At 42.2% G+C, this 19,969-nt stretch carries 13 protein-coding genes and 1 pseudogene; 10 read left to right on the top strand and 4 right to left on the bottom strand.

The window, feature by feature from the left end; genetic code table 11:
- Positions 1 to 119: 119 nt before the first annotated feature.
- Positions 120 to 1,839, top strand: a pseudogene (locus tag ACN6KS_RS16965) (glycoside hydrolase family 35 protein).
- A gap of 183 nt (positions 1,840 to 2,022) precedes the next feature.
- Positions 2,023 to 2,412: a hypothetical protein gene (locus tag ACN6KS_RS16960; protein ID WP_440960107.1), complete on the top strand. Its 390-nt coding sequence runs from the start codon at positions 2,023 to 2,025 to the stop codon at positions 2,410 to 2,412.
- An 85-nt stretch (positions 2,413 to 2,497) separates the two neighbouring features.
- Here ACN6KS_RS16960 and ACN6KS_RS16955 read toward each other — a convergent pair whose 3' ends face one another.
- The 4 genes from ACN6KS_RS16955 to ACN6KS_RS16940 all read right to left on the bottom strand — a co-directional run bounded on the left by ACN6KS_RS16955 (position 2,498) and on the right by ACN6KS_RS16940 (position 6,410).
- Positions 2,498 to 3,526, bottom strand: a complete 1,029-nt coding sequence (locus tag ACN6KS_RS16955) for a serine hydrolase domain-containing protein (RefSeq protein WP_440960106.1) — start codon at positions 3,524 to 3,526, stop codon at positions 2,498 to 2,500.
- A 45-nt stretch (positions 3,527 to 3,571) separates the two neighbouring features.
- Positions 3,572 to 4,399: a MerR family transcriptional regulator gene (locus ACN6KS_RS16950; protein ID WP_440960105.1), complete on the bottom strand. Its 828-nt coding sequence runs from the start codon at positions 4,397 to 4,399 to the stop codon at positions 3,572 to 3,574.
- A 446-nt stretch (positions 4,400 to 4,845) separates the two neighbouring features.
- Positions 4,846 to 5,700 (bottom strand): IS3 family transposase, encoded by an 855-nt coding sequence (locus ACN6KS_RS16945; protein ID WP_440960104.1) that lies wholly within the window; start codon positions 5,698 to 5,700, stop codon positions 4,846 to 4,848.
- 20 nt (positions 5,701 to 5,720) lie between these two features.
- Positions 5,721 to 6,410 carry a helix-turn-helix domain-containing protein gene (locus ACN6KS_RS16940; RefSeq protein WP_440960103.1) on the bottom strand — a complete coding sequence of 230 codons (690 nt, stop codon included), beginning with the start codon at positions 6,408 to 6,410 and terminating at the stop codon, positions 5,721 to 5,723.
- A 275-nt stretch (positions 6,411 to 6,685) separates the two neighbouring features.
- Here ACN6KS_RS16940 and ACN6KS_RS16935 point away from each other — a divergent pair, with 275 nt between their 5' ends.
- From ACN6KS_RS16935 to ACN6KS_RS16900, 8 genes are all read left to right on the top strand, one after another.
- Positions 6,686 to 8,296: a helix-turn-helix domain-containing protein gene (locus ACN6KS_RS16935; protein WP_094868849.1), complete on the top strand. Its 1,611-nt coding sequence runs from the start codon at positions 6,686 to 6,688 to the stop codon at positions 8,294 to 8,296.
- A gap of 117 nt (positions 8,297 to 8,413) precedes the next feature.
- A complete protein-coding gene (locus ACN6KS_RS16930) occupies positions 8,414 to 9,412 on the top strand; it encodes an ABC transporter substrate-binding protein (protein WP_094868850.1) in 999 nt (332 codons plus the stop codon).
- A gap of 584 nt (positions 9,413 to 9,996) precedes the next feature.
- Positions 9,997 to 13,110 (top strand): hybrid sensor histidine kinase/response regulator, encoded by a 3,114-nt coding sequence (locus ACN6KS_RS16925; protein WP_094875222.1) that lies wholly within the window; start codon positions 9,997 to 9,999, stop codon positions 13,108 to 13,110.
- A gap of 3 nt (positions 13,111 to 13,113) precedes the next feature.
- Positions 13,114 to 14,205 (top strand): response regulator, encoded by a 1,092-nt coding sequence (locus tag ACN6KS_RS16920; protein ID WP_094868852.1) that lies wholly within the window; start codon positions 13,114 to 13,116, stop codon positions 14,203 to 14,205.
- A gap of 141 nt (positions 14,206 to 14,346) precedes the next feature.
- Entirely contained in the window at positions 14,347 to 18,468 is a 4,122-nt protein-coding gene (locus tag ACN6KS_RS16915; protein WP_440960102.1) for an S-layer homology domain-containing protein, read from the top strand.
- 154 nt (positions 18,469 to 18,622) lie between these two features.
- Entirely contained in the window at positions 18,623 to 19,141 is a 519-nt protein-coding gene (locus tag ACN6KS_RS16910; protein ID WP_094868854.1) for an ankyrin repeat domain-containing protein, read from the top strand.
- Positions 19,142 to 19,504: a DUF4180 domain-containing protein gene (locus ACN6KS_RS16905; RefSeq protein WP_076283444.1), complete on the top strand. Its 363-nt coding sequence runs from the start codon at positions 19,142 to 19,144 to the stop codon at positions 19,502 to 19,504.
- Between the two features lie 30 nt (positions 19,505 to 19,534).
- Positions 19,535 to 19,912 (top strand): iron chaperone, encoded by a 378-nt coding sequence (locus ACN6KS_RS16900; protein ID WP_440960101.1) that lies wholly within the window; start codon positions 19,535 to 19,537, stop codon positions 19,910 to 19,912.
- Positions 19,913 to 19,969 lie beyond the last annotated feature (57 nt).

Below are 19,969 nucleotides of genomic sequence, written 5' to 3'. Positions count from 1 at the left end.
TACAAAAGCCTCTAGCAACCAATGAATTCTCCATATATTTCATTAGAATCGTCCATATGGGTTGCTATTTTTATTCCTTATAATGAGATAACCTATCTCAACGTTGGAGGAGAAATTTTATGCGGAAATTATCCATATCTGGGGATCATTTTATATTAGACGAACAACCTATCCGGTTGCTTTCTGGTGCGCTTCATTATTTCCGGATCGTTCCGGAATATTGGCAGGATCGTTTGCTGAAGCTGAAGGATTGCGGATTGAATACTGTTGAAACCTATATTCCTTGGAATTTACACGAACCAGAGGAAGGGGACTTCAATTTCGCAGGCTTTGCTGACATCGAGGCTTTCGTTAAGCTCGCCGGAGAGCTCGGATTGCACGTGATTTTGCGGCCAAGTCCTTATATTTGTGCGGAGTGGGAATTTGGTGGATTGCCAGCTTGGTTACTTGCAGACGATAACATCCAACTGCGTTGTAATGATAAGGTTTATTTATCTAAGGTGGATGCCTACTTCGATGTGTTACTTCCAAGATTGCGACCTTTGTTAAGTACTAAAGGTGGACCTGTGCTCGCCCTTCAGGTAGAGAACGAATATGGAAGCTTTGGAAGTGATAAGACTTACCTGAAGTATCTGAGAGAAGGAATGATCGCCCGCGGCATGGATGTTCTGCTATTCACCTCAGATGGAGCTGATCGACGGAGTGTTCGCCACAGTAAATTTCGGTTCACGGGCAAAGGAAGCCTTTGCTAAATTACGTGAATATCAGCCTACGGGGCCGTTGATGTGCATGGAATTCTGGAATGGATGGTTTGACCACTGGATGAAACCGCATAATACCCGCCCCGAATCAGAAGTAGCGGAGACTTTGGATGAAATACTGGCTCTAGGAGCCTCTGTTAACTTCTACATGTTTCATGGGGGGACGAATTTTGGATTTATGAATGGGGCAAATCTTTTTGACAAATATGAGCCCATCGTAACCAGCTACGATTATGATACACTGCTGGACGAATCTGGTAAGCCAACAGCAAAATTCTACGCAGCTCGAAAAATAATTGAGAAATACGTGACGTTGCCGCCACTGGAATTACCGCCGTTAATAAAGTCACAAGCTTATGGTAAAGTGTTGATGACAGAAGCAGCACCACTGTTCACTCAGGTAGACGTTTTGTCTCACCCAGAAAGTAGAGCATGTCCCGAGCCCATGGAGAAACTGGGTCAGGATTATGGATTTATCTTGTATTCAACGAAGATCAGTGGACCGCGTAGTCATGTGAAGCTCGTTCTTCAAGAAGTACGCGATCGTGCGCTTGTATTCGCGAATGGGGGCTTTGTCGGTACAGTTGAACGCTGGGATCCGAGAGGAATTTCACTAGAGATCCCGATTGAGGGACTGCAAATCGACATTCTTGTGGAGAACATGGGGCGTGTAAATTATGGCCCGCTGCTCCGTGATCCGAAAGGCATAACCTGTGGCGTTAGACTCGGCTATCAATTTTTGCATGATTGGACCATTCGTTCCTTGCCATTAACCGATCTTAAAGGATTATCATTCACTTCGATAGATTGCGAAGAACGTCAGCAGCCCACTTTCTATCGGGGGTGTTTTCAAGTTAGTAAGCCTGAGGATACTTTTTTGCGGCTGGACGGATGGAGTAAAGGTCAAGCTTTTATAAACGGCTTTAATTTAGGTCGCTACTGGGAGAAGGGTCCGACAAAAACGCTTTACATACCGGCACCGCTTCTGCTTCAAGGTGGGAACGAACTAATCTTGTTTGAATTGCATGGCGTATTGGAGCCAGTGGTTACTTTTGTAGATATACCAGAGTTCACATGATATTTAATGGGTGAATAAGTATCGTGATTCTATAGTATTGATCTGATGATTTTTAATATATAATCAAGACAATTGTCATTTCATTAAATTACCACTTGAAGTGAATGATTGAAGTTTTTTCAAGCCCGAAACTTTTTAGGAACTGAAAATGCACGATTAGGGTGGGTTAGAGGAGGATTTTAAATGAGCTATGATTTGATGGCGTTCGAGACGTCTAAAGCACCGCAAGAGAGAGCAGCGTTTATGAAGTGGTATGAGCAGCAAGTGCAGTGGTCGGAAGACCATGCCTATAGTGATCCATCAGTTTTATCGGAGGCGCTGCAACGCTTTTATAGTGAGTTGTCCGAGCAATTTCCAAATATGAATGTAGAGGATGAGATTTTTGAGGCGATGGAGGAGGCCGGAACGGATAACCGGTTGACTGACTACTCGCTTGGCACATCCGTCATCTATGCGGCGTTCGCGTATTCCGTAGCTGACGAAGCTTACACGGCGATGCGGGAGTTGGCTATAAAACACAAAGTAGGATTTTTTGATGTAAGCAGCAACGAAGGAGATATTATTTTTCCTTGAAGTAAAATGATTTAGAGTGTAGACAGCTGGTTGCTCTTCTTGATGTTAATGAAGTGGCAACCAGCATGTTTCTAACATTACTTTTTTACTCTACTACAGACGGAATTATACAATCCTTAATCAGAGGCCACCGGTCACGAGGCTGAAGTGTGAATTCTGAGGCGATAGCTACGACAAGTTTTTTTTCTGGAATGCAGCAAATGACATTACCACCATCCCCTAAAGCTGAGTAAGTGTAAATCCCATCTTCTTCGCGTAGCCACCACAAATAACCGTAATGATTAGGGTTCATCGCTGTTGATTCTTCAATCCATGTCTCCGAAATAATCTGATTGTTCTCCCATTTTCCGCGGTTCAAATATAATAAACCAAAGCGTGCCATATCGCGTGGAGACAACGTAAGTCCCCATCCTCCTGTGGTGATACGATTGGGGTCTTCTACCCATCCCTTCACATTTACCCCAAATAAATCATCAAACCCAAATGATTTCATCTCATAATCCGGGATTTCCGTCATACCGATCGGACTGAATAATTGCTCGTTACCAAATTCACGGGCACTTTTTCCTGTGCAACGAGTGATGATCGCCGACAGTAAGTGCGCCCCTGCGGTGGAATATTTAAAATCACCAACATTCCCTCGGTGGCCAAGGATATCAAGTGTGAATTTGACCCAGTCGGACGACTTACAGAGTTGCTCCAGTGGTTCATGCCAGTCTTCAAAAGCATAGGGAGCGGTCATGTTGAGCAAATGGCGTATCGTGATTTCTTGTTTTTGCGGGTGGGAAGCAGCATCGTCGGGAACATAGTCAGGGAAAAAATCCAGCACCTTCTGATCAACATGCTTGATATATCCGGCATCAATGGCAATACCAATGAGGGCGGATAAGATGCTTTTCGTTACAGAAGCCACATGATGCAGATCATCCGGGCCATAGCCATTGAAGTATTGTTCATAGGCAATATATCCATTGCTCACCACTACAATTCCGTTTATATTACTATAGTCGGATTTAATCTTAGCTTCTAGTTCTGAAAGTTGTTCAGCATCCATTTTTAAGCTAGCCGGATCTGAAGTTTGCCAGTCTTTTGTAGGCCGGTAGTTTTTGTGCATATCGATAACTCCTTTAATCAAATTTTTATGTGATGATGAGTGCGCCTACGATCTTTTCTTAACTGGAAAATACACCTCAGTAACAAGATCCTCAGGATCAGTAGTTTGCGAGGGGTCTGTTATATATTTTTCATAGGGTGAGTTCACCATTTCATAACCTTCATTTTCTATCCATTCTGTGAGCTTCGCATAGACCGATGTCAATTCTGAATAAGGGCCTTTATAAACCGACCTCGCACATAGTTCCTCAGATAATTCTCTCGTTCCTTTTATATTCTCCTTAATAGGTAGGGCAAACTCTGTATCATTCCCGGCAGGATTATATTCTTGGCTGTGATAAATGGTTATTGGCGTGCCCAGCAAGGTCAGCTTTTCAGTGGCAATGGTTTCATACAGCTTGATAAAATAGTTACCATATCCGAGTGCATAATCATCACTGCTCAACATTTGACGCGTGAAAAGAATATGCATTGGTTTGGTTTCAACAAGTTGCACTTCTATCTTATTTAGGTAGGACATCATAGATATTCCATTCTCTAAATTTAGAACATCACTATTAATTTGCTTTAACGTATATTCGTAAGTTCGTAGTTTCTCTTGTATTTCTCTTTTTTTGAGATGAAGGACTGCACTAAGTTTCTCTTCAAACTGATCCTCCTCCCATTCCAGAATAGCTTTGATTTCTTCCAGAGAGAATTGATAAGATTTCAAACGGTTGATAAAGAGCATTTTTGATAGTTGTTTGATGGAATAATACCTATAACCGTTCTCAGGATTAATCTCATCGGGATGAATTAATCCGATTTCATCATAATACCGCAGCGTTTTGGTTGACACTTCGCATATCTTCGAGAATTCTCCTATAGAAAGCAACAATCTCATCTCCATTTCTTTAATATTTAATGTTCAATTCCACTATGCACCTTCCCCTAAGGGTAAAGTCAATAGCAAACTTTTGTATCCATTCCAAGGTAACGACTTCAAAAAAGCACCCCGAAAACCACATGAATATGATTTTTGAGGTGCTCTATTTTGTATTTGTTTTTGTATAAGAATTCTGTAAATCAGTATGGCTGCTCCGGCACGTGTGGAACAGGGGGACGGCATGAACTGCTGCTGAGCATCTCCTTTACTAAGATCTGCTGCTAATATGATCTCAATCCACGCTCTCGTATGGAGTGCGACGGAGGAGCAGCCAAAAGTATACGGATAAAGACAGCTGTCGGGATGAAGTGCTCCCTGTCAAGTGGACAGTGTAAAAAACAAAAATAGTTAGTTTAGATACCTCAGCTCGTATTACTAGAGCTGAGGTATTTTCGTTATGCAGCTCGTCGGTATTCGTTAGGTGACAAGCCATCCAAACATTCTGTATAGCGGTAATTATTGTAGTAGTGAATATATTTGCTAACCTCCGTGAGGACTTCTTCATAGGTATCAAATTTTGTAAGATAATAGCTTTCTGCCTTGTAAGTACCCCAAAAACGCTCAATAGGTTGGTTATCCAAACATCGGCTCACACGAGACATGCTTTTCTTAAATCCGTATTTCACATGAAGTCGGTTATACTCATGTGACGTGTACTGGAAACCTCTGTCGCTTTGTAGAAGAGGAGATACGCCAGGATTCTTCGCGTAAGCCCTTTTCAACGTATCCATCACGAGTTTATTGTTGTTGGAATGGCTTAATACCCATGAAACAATGGAATTATCATATACATCAATAATGGCACTCAAATAGGCTTTGCGCCCATTCCCGTACTTCAGTTCTGTCACATCTGTACACCATTTTGAATTAGGGGAATTGGCATCAAAGTTACGGTTCATTACATTTTCAGCTACATGGATCTCCGTAGCTTTCACATAACTTGCTCGTTTTCTGCGAATGACTGCTTTAAGCCCAAGAGCACACATAATTCGGTAATAACGCTTTTTGTTGTACTGCTTTTTGAGCTTTCGGTTTAATTGCGTGCGCATTTGACGGTAGCCAAGAATCCCTTTTCGCTTGTCATATCGTAGCTTTACTTCTTTCGCTAACGCACGAGTTTCAAGTTCTATGCAAGAGGGTTTCCATTTTAACCACTTGTAATAGGCAGATCGAGCAACCCCAGCTAACGCACACAACTTCGTAATTGCGTGACCTTTTTCTTTGTTCAGTTCTTGAATCGCTTGATACAAGTTTACTTGTCGAACGAGGGTTAGCGTGTATTTCGTCGCTTGATCTCTGCCAACTTTTTTGCGAAGTCATTCTCCATCTCTAGGTATTCATTTCGCGCTTCTAGCTCTTTAATCCGTAGCTTAAGACGTTCATGCTCCTCTAGTTCTTCTACAGGCTTTTTACGACCTCGATTGTCCTGAAGAGCTTCCTCACGGCCAGCTTGATATTTCCGAACCCATGCGTAAACTTGCTGATAAGATACACCGTATTTTTCAATCGCTTTCTGATAATCCAATTCATTAGCGATGGTATATTGTGCAATTTCAATACGTTCTTCGAAAGTTGTTTTACGTCCTTTGTTCATATGAGATAGTCCTTTTCCTTTATGTGTAGGTTTTAATTCTATCTCATTAGTATACTTGGTAATCCATTTGATCAAAACACTTCTACTTGAAATATGATGCTTGTTTGTCGCCTCTTCAACGGAGAAACGACCAGACAACACTTCGTTAACAGCAGCCAGTTTGAATTCCTTAGAGTATGTTTTCCATGTTCTCGATTCCTTTAACCCGTCCAAACCATCTGCTTTATATTTCCTAATCCATTCTCTAACCGTGTGCGAACTAAGACCTCGCTGTTTTGCCTCATAGTTTGGATTCGACTTGTGCTCAAGGCACAGCCGTACGACATGTAATTTTACTTCTAAAGATGCTGGACTTCTTTTAGACATTAGAAAAACTCCCGTCATTGTAGCAGTAGAAGTTTTTGTTTTTTCTACTGTCTACTATGACGGGAGCATATCAGGAGTACGCTAAGGTGTCTTATTATTTTCTGATGGAAGTAACAAGACTTTTTTAAATTATGATTTATTCTAAGTTGAACAAGTGTTAATTAGTCACCTTGCCATCACTCCTCTGTTTATGTCGACGTTCTTCTCACAGATTGATTATTCGAGTCCATACATGATATGTTCAAGATAGAACATACGACTAGGAGGCTGCAGCTATGCTTGTACTGACAAATGCCCGAGTGATTCCTTGGGAAGCAGCACAGCAAACCGGAATTATTCCCATAGAATCGCCTTCGCTGGTGACCTGTACAGCCACGGTGAACTTCCACTATGGGCAGGTACATGGCGTTTTACTTAAAGGCCAGACCCTTTTCCTGTATCCCCCATGCTCCCTGGAGCTTATACATACTCCGGCTTCTGCCTTCACGATATATCATATTGGCTTACTGGAATACGGATTAACGAAAGAGACTCATGAGAAGCGTGTCTATGAACTTACCTCAGAGAACTTGCCTGCACATGGATCAAGGACTGGAACCAGTTCACAAGGGCTACGGATTCTTGCCATTATCCAGGAACTAACCGACAAACGTTCAGGCAGCATTCAGTCCAAAGAAGCCCGCTCCCATTTTCTGCTGAGTGAGTTGCTTGAGTTGTTCAAGCTGGCTGTTAAACCTGCCACAGAAATGGTAGACAGCGTAATTCGGGATGCTATTTACTATATCAATCATCACTATGGAGATCATATCACCCGGGAAGACATTGCCCGCATGACCGGATTTAACGCAAGCTATTTCTCTAGATTTTTTCAAAAACAGGTGGGACGCAGCTTCCAGGCTCATCTGACCCGAGTTCGGATAGATAAGGCAAAGCAATACCTCCTATCCACACAGGCCACATTGAATGATATTGCCTTGTTGGTAGGCTATGCTGACGGTCTATATTTAAGCCGCAAGTTTAAGCAATTCACCGGGATCAGCCCAAGTGAGTATCGATTACAGCCACGTGCGAGACGGATTGCAACCGTTCAGTATACAGGGGATCTGCTTGCCCTCGGCATTAAACCCGTGGCCGCTTCCTTCCTTCCTTGGGCCCTGTCTCCATTAATCCAGGATGAGTTGCATGACGTAATTGATCTGGATGAACATGGCGTGGAAGAAATGCTACGCGCTGAACCGATTGATTTAATCATCGCACCGGATTATCTGTACTACTTGCCGCACAAGCTCGAACAACTTGAACGTATATCCCAGGTCATTGTTCTCCCTTGGAACCAACTGGGTCGACTCGAGACTGTTCGTCTGATTGGCCGAATTGTAGGACGAGAACAGGCAGCCGAGGATTGGATCGAACATTACATAACACGGGCCAGAACCGAATCTGATCGACTAAAAGATTTTATTAAACCTGGTGAAACAGTTGGTCTATATGAGCTGTGGGAAGACGGCACCATTTGTATCTGGAATGCAACCGCTAGAGCAGCCTATAACGTGTATTATGGACTTCATCTTACTCCCCAGCCTAACATCCTCCGGGATGTTCTGGAACCTGACAATCATCAATACATCGAAGAAGATCAATTGGCAGAATATGCAGCAGATCATATGTTTCTTGTTCTTCCGGCACATGAAGGTGGCCTGTATCACGATTCACCAGATACACTTAGCGAGCGCCCGGGCTGGCGCAAGATTATGAATAACGGAAATCGTCGCATATACCCTCTCCAGCTGGAGCAATTCTGGTGTAATGATGCCTTGTCTCTGGAGAAGCAACTTGAACTTATGGTAGATATCCTGATTCGGGAGAATAGTGTTAAGGCTAGGTAACATTTGTCCATATGGAATTGGTCACATTTTGAGATGGACGATACTTGTGTACAAAAGCTAAGATACATAGGAGGTTTAATTGAGAAAGATAATCATTATTGATTGGGGAGAAGCAGAATGACAGGGGTTAAATCAAAATGGTCGGCCGGGCTCATGATCCTTTTACTCGTAATAGGAATTATTGGCTGCTCAGGCCAAGCGGAAGAAACAACAGAAAATAAAACTTCCGCTCCTGCCGTAACAGAAGAACAACCAGAGACCAGCGCACCAGCAACACAGGTCATATCGACAGTTAACGGAGATGTTAAAATTCCCGTAAATCCTCAACGTATCGTTACGCAAGGTTACCTTGCTGATTTTCTGGCACTTGGCGTCAAGCCTGTAGGCGCGCCAGATTATGAGCTGGAAAGCCCATATGTGCTTGATCATATTGAGGGCGTGGCAGACATTGGCCGGATTGACGGGGGATCAGTTGAGAAAATTTTGGCATTACAGCCTGACCTGATCGTTACTGTCGGTGGAGATGAGAAACTGAATGAGCAATATCGTAAAATCGCACCAACACTCATCATCCCTTACGGAACATACGACAATGTCCATGAAGAAATCACGGCTTTTGGTGAAATCTTGAACAAACAGATGGAAGCCAAAGATTGGTTATCCCAATTCGAAGTAAAAGTGCAGGCCGCCAAGGAGTCTATTCAAGGACTAGTCGAGGAAGGTACAACCTTCTCCAACTTCAGTCTGTTCGGCAAAGAATGGTATATCAACGGGGATGGTGTCAATCGCGGTGGACAGGCCATCTATCAACAGCTCGGACTGAAAGCACCAGCCATTGTACAGAAAGAGCTCATTAATCAGGATAAAGATACCGTAGCGATATCCGAGGAAAAGCTTGCAGATTACGCAGGTGACTATATCTTTTTGGATTTGTCTAACGGAGGTTCACTGGATGAAGGTTCAGCAGTTTGGTCATCCCTGGATGCCGTGAAGAACAATCGCGTGTTCAAGCTTGATGGAGAACGCTTCTGGCCCTATGATCCACTTGCCGTGGAAGCACAGGTTCAGGAAATTGCAGATATGATTAAGGAACGTTTCGGTAAAACAGAGAACTAAAGTTTAATTCCTCTTGTCCGATATACAGAGAAAAAGAAAGCCATTCAGAGATTCCTCTGAATGGCTTTCTTTTTTGGTAAGTTAAAGAAAGAACTGATAACCATTTTTCAGATCATATAGCACACTGAAAATGTTTTGTCTCGTCGTATTCTCTATACAGAAGTTAAGTAGACTATTTACGGACAGTACCGCAGCTATTAAGGCTATTTTGATCATTAAATCTTATGAGCATAAATGAGGTGGCTTTGAGCAAATAGCTGCAACTGAGTCCGATAACATGGCGAAATCCAAAGAATTCAGCAAAAAAAGGTCACCTGAGTCCGAACGACTTGCTTGTAACAAGCTATAGAGCATAATATAGCATAGTCCCATAGACCGAGTAATCACTTAATACTAATCGGTAATAGCTAACCAAGATTCCAATGAATTGTCGAAACATGAAGGAAAACAGAAAATTTTATAGAATTATTTTATCGTGATATATCATTTATCTTATATTCTACTGATATCCTATTTAATCCAAGTGTGCACGATGCCCCAAGCGTTTGCTGCAGCTTTACTTCTCCATAGAAAAGGGGCCTACGATGCTCAAAAGGACGTTACTTATTTATTTAATCGCTTTCATCTCGATAGCAACAATACCGCTATCCGTTTTTATAGACAACGATCGGCATGCGAATCACCTGCAAGTTCAGAAGGGTAGTATGGATCTTTCAACGTGGGATTACCAAGAACAAGAGATTATCAAACTAGATGGTGAGTGGGAATTTTATTGGAACCAGTTGCTAACGCCTGAGCATTTTATAGGAGCAAACACAGAAAAACCAGTTCCTTCAGCATGGATGGAGGTCCCTTCACAGTGGAATGGCAAAGTGATTGATGGGGAACCATTACCTAAATTTGGTTCTGCTACTTATCGGATGGTGCTGAAAAATGTACCTGTAAACGGTGTATTTGCCATAAAAAAAACGAACATCCGCTTTTCAAGTGCGATATATGCGAATGGACATCTACTGATTGAGGATGGAAAGCCAGCTATGAGTACAGCCGATTACAAGTCGGGGAATATTCCGCAGGTTGGGCTGTTTTCGTCTGAAAAGGGTGATGTTGAGATCATCATTCAAGTGTCTAATTATGAATATGTAAATGCAGGCATTCCCGTATCTCTGACTTTTGGCGAAGAAGCCGCGATGATGGAGAACCAGCAGAAGAGTATGGCTCGTGAATTTAGCACAGTTGCAATTTTGGGAACGTTATCCCTTATTTTTGTTATCTGCTTTGTAGCGGCTGCGTTATACCGTAAGAAGGACTACTCCTTATTAGTGTTTGCTATTATTTGTTTGGTGCTCGCGATTTATCATGGATTGATTGGAGAACGTTCGCTGTTACTGTTTTTCCCAAACCTTTCGTTTATTGTCTTATACAAAGTGAAAGATATTACCTCCATATCGGGTTTTATTGTTCTGGCTATATTTTTCTACCAAATGCAGAAAAGCATAATCTCTTTAAAACTTGCGCAAGCCGTAACGATTATACTAGGCAGCTTTATAATTCTGGTAGTGATTCTGCCTATTCGTACTTATACGGTCTTCTCTTCGTATGTGATTTTTGTATATGAATTGATGTTAATTTGGATGTTGTTTAGAGTGGCTCTCTTGTATATTAGAAGCGCAGAAGTAAATCGGATCAAATCGTTGCTGCTGTTCTTGGCTATTCTTGCTATTAATCTGTACTCCATAGACATTATTCTGTTTGCGCTTTCGATGAAAGAGAATCTTTGGCTTGGACAGTTCTACATTGTTGCTTTTAATATCATTATGATCGTACTAATTGTGCTCCGTTTTTTCGAGGCTTATCATACGATAGACGAAATGAAAAACCAGCTAATTGGATTGGACAAAATTAAAGATGAGTTTCTCTCCAACACCTCTCATGAGCTGAAAACACCATTGAATGCCATAGTGAATATTACCGCTACACTTCTTAATGGGGTTGAGGGTCCAGTTACCGACAGGCAAGCGCAGAATCTAGCGATCGTTTTGGGAAGTGGCAGAAGATTAACTTATATGGTAAACGAATTGCTCGATTATTCTAAAATGAAGCATGGAGATATCACATTATATAAAAGCACGTTAGATCTGAAAGCTGTAGTTGATTCTGTCATCGGTATTCATTCGTTCCTGCTCGGAGAAAAGTCGATCCTGCTCATAAACAGTGTTGCTCCAGATTTCCCTACGGTGCATGCGGATGGCAATCGGCTGATTCAGATTTTGCACAACTTGGTAGATAATGCGATTAAATTTACGGAGCAAGGTGAAATACATATTAGTGCAAGAGCTATGCATGAATGGGTTGAAGTTCGTGTAGCAGATATGGGAATTGGAATTGCACCGGATATGCAAAAACGTATTTTTATGGCCTATGAGCAGGTGGACGAAGCTGAAATCCATAGTCATGGTGGAACAGGTCTCGGACTAAGCATTACCAAAAAGTTAGTGGAGTTACATGGTGGGAACATTAGAGTGGAATCTAATATAGGTAAAGGTTCGGTTTTTATTTTTACCCTTCCACGCTGGGAGAAGTTATCTAATCAAATCACGGGTCCAATGGTTGAAAAGACACTTCCTTATAGAGAGGTTGTCTTCCCTCGTCAGGAGTACCCCGTATATATTAAAGGTAAAATCAATGAACCGATCTTGGTCGTGGACGATGATTTTGCTAACCTTCAATCGATGATCAACTTGTTCAAGCTAGAGGGATATCCCATTGTTGTCGTGAACCGCGGGCAGTTGGCACTCGATGAGCTATCGAAGAATTCAGACTTTTTCCTGGTTGTTCTGGACATTACAATGCCTGATATTTCTGGCTATGAGGTGCTGCAAAAGATCAGAGAAAGGTTCACTGCCTTTGAGCTCCCTGTATTAATGTTAACGGCGAAAAACAGACTTACCGATATGAAATTGTCCATGGACAAAGGGGCAAATGATTATGTGGGGAAACCGTTTGAAGCGGAGGAGCTAATGGCGCGAGTGAAAAGTCTGACCCGATTGAGAGCTTCCGTGAAAATGGCAAAAGATGCCGAAATCGCCTTTTTACGTTCTCAGATTAAACCTCATTTCTTGTATAATGCCCTGAATTCAATTGCTGCATTATGTGTGGAAGAACCTGAGCAGGCAGAGGAATTAACACTGGAGCTATCACAGTATTTGAGAAGTAGCTTTGATTTCAAACAGTTGGATTCGTTAACGACCCTGGAGAGCGAGCTAGAACTGGTTAAAGCTTACGTTAATATTGAAAAAGTGCGCTTTGGTTCGAGATTACAAGTCCAATATGATATAACCGCAAATTCAGATAGCCGGATTCCTCCACTGATCTTACAACCATTAGTGGAAAATGCTATAAGACATGGACTGATGTCCAATTTACGCGGAGGAAAGGTCACTATAGCTGTGAAAGAGTCGTCGGATCTTGCTGTGGTCAGCTTTGTTGTAGAAGATGATGGATGTGGAATGAGCGAACACAAGCTGAAGGAGATTATGCGATCAGATGTAGATAAAAGAGGCGTAGGGCTGTGGAATATCAGTCAGCGCATCAAACTTCTTTATGGAAAAAGTGTATGTATTGAAAGTGTTGAAGGAAAAGGTACACGGGTTTCTTTTGACATCCCCAAACAGCATAGCAAGCGGGTAGGAGGTTGACACATGCTTCGAGCTATTATCGTAGATGATGAAGAACTATCAATTAAGCGGTTAAAAAGAATATTGTCTCAGAGTGGTGAGATTGAAGTATACAGTACTTTTCTGGATCCGACAGAAGCCTATGAATTTGTAAAGGGAAATTCGATTGATGTTGCATTTTTGGACATTTCTATGCCTGACACGAATGGAATGAAGCTTTCTGCCTTTTTACATGAACTAGATGAATCGATTGATGTGGTTTTTGTTACAGGGTATGACGAGTACGCACTGCAAGCCTTCGAACTGAGTGCTGTCGATTATCTGTTGAAGCCTGTAACTGCTCAGCGATTAACTAAAACTCTGGATAAGATCAAAAAAATAAATCGAGGAGTGACGGTTCAGCCTGTTATGGAAGTGCTTTTATTTAATGGACTAAAGATATACCGCCGGACACAAGACAGAGAGCCCATTAAGTTGAGAAGTCCAAAAACCGAAGAGTTGTTTGCTTTTTTGGTTAGTAAAGGAACCGTTAGCCGTGAAGAAATTATCGACACCTTATGGAGCGGGCTGGAACCTGAAAAAGCGCTCAAAAATCTGAACTCTACCTTATATTATATTCGAAAAGCAATCGGTCCTAGTGTAATAAAGGCGAGTAGAAATGAAATTAGTATAGATGAACGCAGTGTTTATTGTGATTTGTATGAATTTGAGCGATTGTTGAAGCAAATTAGACATGTCTTGAAAAGAAATTCAGCGTGGTTCAATCTAGTGGAAACATTGTATACGGGAACCTTTCTCAAAGGAAAATCATACGATTGGGCCAGTGGGAAGACACTCCGTCTTGAACAGGATTTTATTGGACTGCTGGAACTGGCAGGTAGATTTCACATGGAGCAGAACGAACCTCAACAATCACTGCACTACTTTGAGAGAATATTGAAATTGGACCCCTTGAGAGAAGATATCCATCAGGAAATCATCCATTTATATATTGAACTAGGGCGAATGAATGAAGCCTATCGGCGATATGGGCAATTGGAAGAGACCCTTCAACAGGAGCTTGGAACTTCACCTGATCCTAAGCTCAAAGCGTTGATTAAGAAGATGATGAATTAGTATAAGAAAAAGAGAACCGACGAATCGATTAGATTTCGAGGGTTCTTTTTTTGTTTATTTTTCGTTTATCATAATTTTGTATAATACTCTCGATTATTGTCGAAATGATGACATGATTTAAGCTAGAGGGGGAAAAAGAGTTTGAAGCCATCATTTATGAAAATAGGCATTAGTATTTCGTTAGCCACTGGACTTGTGGTGCAAGGTGTGGGGCCGATCCATCCTCAAATCATGAGTGCAAAATCGAGCTTTGGTTGGCTCGAGAATAGCCCAGTAGTGATACCGTCCATTAATGAAGATGATACTTCCAACGCGGGCGTTGTTGTGTCAAGTCTTTTGGCAGCAAAGGTAAGCGATCCAGCGACAACAGGGATTGCTGTGGTATCTTTTGATAATACCAATGGGGCCTGGCAATATTACAACACACAAGGAAATATCTGGTATAATATCGAGCCGGTGTCGGACACTAAAGCTTTTCTGCTGCTGAAATCGGAGAAAATACGTTTTGTCCCAGGGAAAGATTGGAACGGACAAGCTTCCATTCGCTTTAAGCTATGGGATACTACAGTAGCCGGTTATCAAAATTATCAAAAAAATGCGAATACCACAGTTTCTGCCGCATTCAATCCAGATTTAGGCACTGCCACAATTACTGTAAACCCAGTGAACGATGCACCTTATCTGACAGAACTGAATGGTGGGGACTATCTTAGTTTTGACGGTAGCGGGGATTATGTGTCGTTCCCGGATCAACGTATTTATGGGAACTCTTTTACAGTTGAAGGATTTTTGAAGGTCAATGGTTTTAATACATGGATGAGATTTTTCGAATCTTCAATCGGTGAGGCAGACCACAATATTTTTGTAGGCTTTAACGGAAAAAAAATGAACTTCACCGCGTACACCAATAAAGGAGACATTAATGTCGCTGAAGATTTTCCGATTTCCAAGTGGGTTCATGTCGCGATTGTTTATGATCACACTCAGAAAAAGGGACGTATTTATTGGGATGGCGTTCTTAAAGCAGAAGGACCTATGGATTTAAGTACGGTTGGAAACGTTGCGCGTCCGAACAATTGGCTTGGTAAAAGCACTTGGAGACAGGACGGAGACTATAACGGTGGAATGAGAGACGTAAGATTCTGGAGTAAAGCCAAAACTCAGAGTGACATTGTGCGCGAAATGAACGTCGATTTGAAAGGGACGGAGCCTAATCTGGCTTTAAACTATAAATTAGCAAATAGTAATGATGGTAATGTTGCTTATAATACACTGGTCACTGCAGGTAAGAACGGAACAATTACGGGAGCAAGCTGGAAGCAAGACACTGGCTTCATGGGAAATACTACAACGGACAAAAATAAGTCGGTATCACGATCTTTTAAGGTCACTGATGTAGATGGAGATGACCTACAAGTATCCGCTACCTCCTCAAATACTCTTTTAATTCCGAATAGTGGCCTGAAGGTAAGTGGAAGTGGTGAGTTACGAACGTTAGAAATTACACCGGCGGTAAATGCTTTCGGTACCAGTGTGATTTCTGTCAAAGTAGATGATGGGAAATTAAGCAACACTTACACCTTTAACTTGACGGTAAACGATGTGGGGGATGTCATCGTAACCGGATTGACCTTGAATAAGACAACACTCCAGTTAACAGAGGGAGAAGCGGGAGATACATTGAAAGCTGTCATCGCACCTGCTAATGCCACGAACAAAACAGTAATTTGGAGCTCCAGTGATGAAACGGTTGCGACCGTTGTGAACGGTGTGGTGACACCGGTAGGTATTGGAACAGCAACGATCACAGCAACCTCTATGGATGGAAGTTATACGGCTACATCCGTAGTTACTGTGAGTGCTCCAATCCCACCAGTTGTGAACGTAACTGGAGTGAAGCTTGATCAGGAGACGCTAGACTTAACTGCTGGTGAAGCGGATGCCTTACTACATGCTACAATTGAACCTGTGAATGCAACGGATAAAGATGTAATCTGGAGCTCCAGTGATGAAACTGTCGCAACCGTAGTGAACGGTGTTGTCATTCCAGTGGGCAAAGGAACAGCAACGATCACCGTGACGACTAAAGATGGTAGCTTTACGGCTAAAACGACCGTTAATGTCGCAGCCCCAACACCACCTACCGTTATCGTAACGGGAGTAACGCTAGACCAGACCACCATTAATTTAACAGTGGGAGAAAGCGACGAAACGTTACAAGCGACAGTGGCACCTGCCGATGCAACGAATAAGGGTGTCATCTGGAGCTCTAGTGATGAGACAGTAGCCAAGGTTGTTTACGGAGTAGTCACTCCAGTTGGTGTGGGCACAGCAATCATCACAGTAACGACCAAAGATGGAAGTTTTACAGCTTCAACAACAGTACATGTAAGTGAACCCATTCCACCAGTTGTGAATGTGACTGGGGTGAGGTTAGATCAGGAGACGCTCGATTTAACAGCTGGTGAAGCTGATGGAACACTAAAAGCGACAATAGAGCCTGTAAACGCAACGGATCCAGACGTGATTTGGAGTTCCAGCGATGAGACGGTAGCTAAGGTTGTGAATGGAGTAATTACTCCGGTGGGTGTGGGAACAGCCATCATCACGGCTACGACCAAAGATGGAAGTTATACGGCTTCAACAACAGTACATGTAAAAGCGCCTGTGAGGCCAATTACAGCACCGAGTGCTCCAACATCTATCACTGCAAGCGCAGAGAATGGTCAAGCGATCATCACCTTTACGCCACCAGCTAACGATGGCGGGAGTGAGATCACAGGGTATATTGTCACGGCTATTCCAGGAGGATTGACGGTTACGGGAACGGGAAGTCCGCTTACGATCAGTGGTTTGACGAATGGTACAAGCTACACCTTCACGGTACAGGCCATCAATAAGGCTGGATTCAGCGAATTCTCTGTGGCGTCCAATGCGGTCATCCCGAGCGCTCCATCCAGTGTTGATGTTCCTTCACAACCAACCCCATCAGCAACGCCGGCACCTTTGGCAAATGATGCTTCCATTCTAATTAATGGTAAAGCGGAAAGTGTGGGGTCCGCGACCAATGGTAAACGGAAGGATCAAACGCTAACTACTATTGCTTTAGACCAGAAGAAGCTGGAAGACAAGCTCGCCGCTGAAGGTAAAGGTGCTGTGGTTTCTATCACTGCCACTAGTAAATCGGATGTTATTGTTGGCGAACTAAATGGACAAATGGTTAAAAATATGCAGGGAAATCAAGCAGTACTTGAAATCAAAGCCGGAAATGCGACATTTACACTGCCTGCCGGGCAGATTGATATTGATGCCTTATCCGCGCAGATTGGCAAATCTGTAGCTTTACAAGATATTAAAATACAGATTGAAATCAGCGCACCAACTGCTGATCAAGTTAAAGCATTAGGAGCTGCTGCGCAAAACGGATCATTTTCATTAGTCGGGGCACCGGTGAACTTTACGGCTAGAGGTATTTACGGAGATAAGAGTATTGAACTATCTCAATTCAATACGTACGTAAAACGTACCATTGCTATTCCGGAGGGAATGGACCCGAACAAGATTACAACGGGTGTATATGTTGATGCTGATGGCACAGTGCACCATGTACCTACTAAAGTGGAAGTAATTGATGGTAAATATTTTGCTACAATTAACAGCCTTAGTGCCGGCACTTACTCTGTTATCTGGCATCCACTTGAATTTAACGATGTTGCTAATCATTGGGCAAAAGATGCAGTGAATGATATGGGTTCCAGATTAGTCATCGAGGGATCTGGCAATGGCCAATTTACGCCTGACCAAGCGATTACCCGTGCAGAGTTTGCGGCAATTGTTGTACAAGGCCTCGGACTTGAATTGAAACAAGCGGCAACACCATTTGCAGATGTTAAGACTACGGATTGGTATAATAGTGCGATCAATACTGCATATGCCTATCAATTAATTAATGGTTTTGAAGACGGCATGTTTCGCCCTGATGAACAAATTACCCGTGAACAAGCGATGCTAATTATCGCCAAAGCAATGAAAATCACAGCGTTAAAAGCTAAGCTTCCTAATCAATCCACTGAAGGATTCTTGAACCCATATACCGATGCCAGCAAAGCATCTGACTGGGCGATTAGCGCAATTACTGATTGCTTACAGGCAGGCGTAATCATGGGACGAAGCAGCAATGTGCTTGCTCCTAAAAATGATATGACCAGAGCTGAGGTTGCTGCAATCGTTAAACGTCTTCTTCAAAAGTCTGATTTAATTTAAAAATTGACTTACAATAAACATTGAAAAGAAAGAGTATTCATTTGATAACCTTCGAATGAATACTCTTTTCTTTTTTTAGCAGGAGAATGGTTTGACTATCCAGAAAAAATAAACTAGATCGTTTATCAGATCAATCGAAAAGAGGCGAAATCTAATGGAATTACAGCAAAGCATTAATGAAGTTTTTCAGTCGGCACAACAAGGTGATGCTGTACGGCTAAAACAAATTCTAGAATCCCATCCGGCTCTGGTGAATACGGAAAATAATGAGGGACTTACCCCTTTGGGATATGCAGCACATTTTGGCAAAGAAGCAGCGGTGCAGGTGTTATTAGACTTTGGAGCTAACGTTGATGCTGTGTCTCACTCTAAGCTTAGCTATATTCCTTCCAATACTGCACTTCATGCTGCGATTGCTGGGGAGCGGGATATGGGAGTTATCCAGCTGCTATTGAACAAGGGTGCACAAACACATATTTTTGATAGCGATGGGCATTCTGCCTTGCATTCTGCAGCTTTTCATTCGGATAATGTGGAGCTGATACGCTTGTTAATCGAACACGGAGCTGACGTCCATGCTAAAATTGAAGGTGGTGAATCTGTATTAGCAATAGCCATCCAACAAGAAAACCACAATGTAAAAGAGATTCTTATCGAAAAAGGAGCAATTTGAATGCAAATCACATTAAACCGTAAAGACAATTCAACAGTAGCCTTGATTTCCAGCGAGGGCATTGTAATTAATAATGTAAATGATGCATTGGATCTAATGGCGAACGTTAGATATCAAGAATGCGATAAAATGATTCTAAGAAAAGAGCAAATCACGGATGATTTTTTTGAGTTAAAGACGGGGCTTGCCGGAGAGATTCTTCAAAAGTATACAAACTACCAGATGCGAGTTGCTATTGTGGGAGAATTTACTGGCTATAATAGTAAAAGTCTGAATGATTTTATTTATGAATGCAATCAGGGGAATAAAATATTGTTCAAGAGTACTGAAGACGAAGCATTGGCAGCACTTCATCAAAGTTAAATGTGACTAGAAACAGTGAGGGGACTTAACATGGAAGGTAAAATCACGTATGAATCGATCGATGACTATATTTCCAAGTTTCCACCGGAGCTTCAAGAAATCCTTAATACAATAAGAAAAGTGATCAAAGAAGCGGCACCTGATGCAAAAGAAAAGATTAGTTATCAGATGCCTACTTTTGCACTGCACGGAAATCTGGTGCATTTTGCAGCTTTCAAAAACCATATTGGATTTTATCCAACACCTAATGGGATTGAGGCTTTTAGGGAAGAACTATCCGTCTATAAAGGTGCAAAAGGATCCATTCAATTTCCACTTAATCAGCCGATGCCCTATGAATTAATTAGTAAGATCGTGAAATTTAGAGTGGCTGAGAATATCAAAAAAGCTGAAGATAAGCGTAAGTAATTGGTGTGTAAAGAAAAAAGCGTCCAATTGCACACCTGAAGCTTTAGATCCTCACTG

The organism is Paenibacillus nitricinens (genome assembly GCF_052056485.1).
Taxonomy (GTDB): Bacteria; Bacillota; Bacilli; order Paenibacillales; family Paenibacillaceae; genus Paenibacillus_AQ; species Paenibacillus_AQ nitricinens.
The sequence above is the reverse complement of the archived record's forward strand: the minus strand, read 5'-3'. Positions and strand labels throughout refer to the sequence as shown.

Excerpts from the sequence above, each read along its gene's own strand:
- ACN6KS_RS16960 (WP_440960107.1), top strand. The coding sequence starts at position 2,023 with ATGAGCTATGATTTGATGGCGTTCGAGACGTCTAAAGCACCGCAAGAG.
- ACN6KS_RS16955 (WP_440960106.1), bottom strand. The coding sequence starts at position 3,526 with ATGCACAAAAACTACCGGCCTACAAAAGACTGGCAAACTTCAGATCCG.
- ACN6KS_RS16940 (WP_440960103.1), bottom strand. The coding sequence starts at position 6,410 with ATGTCTAAAAGAAGTCCAGCATCTTTAGAAGTAAAATTACATGTCGTA.
- ACN6KS_RS16935 (WP_094868849.1), top strand. The coding sequence starts at position 6,686 with ATGCTTGTACTGACAAATGCCCGAGTGATTCCTTGGGAAGCAGCACAG.
- ACN6KS_RS16930 (WP_094868850.1), top strand. The coding sequence starts at position 8,414 with ATGACAGGGGTTAAATCAAAATGGTCGGCCGGGCTCATGATCCTTTTA.
- ACN6KS_RS16925 (WP_094875222.1), top strand. The coding sequence starts at position 9,997 with ATGCTCAAAAGGACGTTACTTATTTATTTAATCGCTTTCATCTCGATA.
- ACN6KS_RS16920 (WP_094868852.1), top strand. The coding sequence starts at position 13,114 with ATGCTTCGAGCTATTATCGTAGATGATGAAGAACTATCAATTAAGCGG.
- ACN6KS_RS16910 (WP_094868854.1), top strand. The coding sequence starts at position 18,623 with ATGGAATTACAGCAAAGCATTAATGAAGTTTTTCAGTCGGCACAACAA.
- ACN6KS_RS16905 (WP_076283444.1), top strand. The coding sequence starts at position 19,142 with ATGCAAATCACATTAAACCGTAAAGACAATTCAACAGTAGCCTTGATT.
- ACN6KS_RS16900 (WP_440960101.1), top strand. The coding sequence starts at position 19,535 with ATGGAAGGTAAAATCACGTATGAATCGATCGATGACTATATTTCCAAG.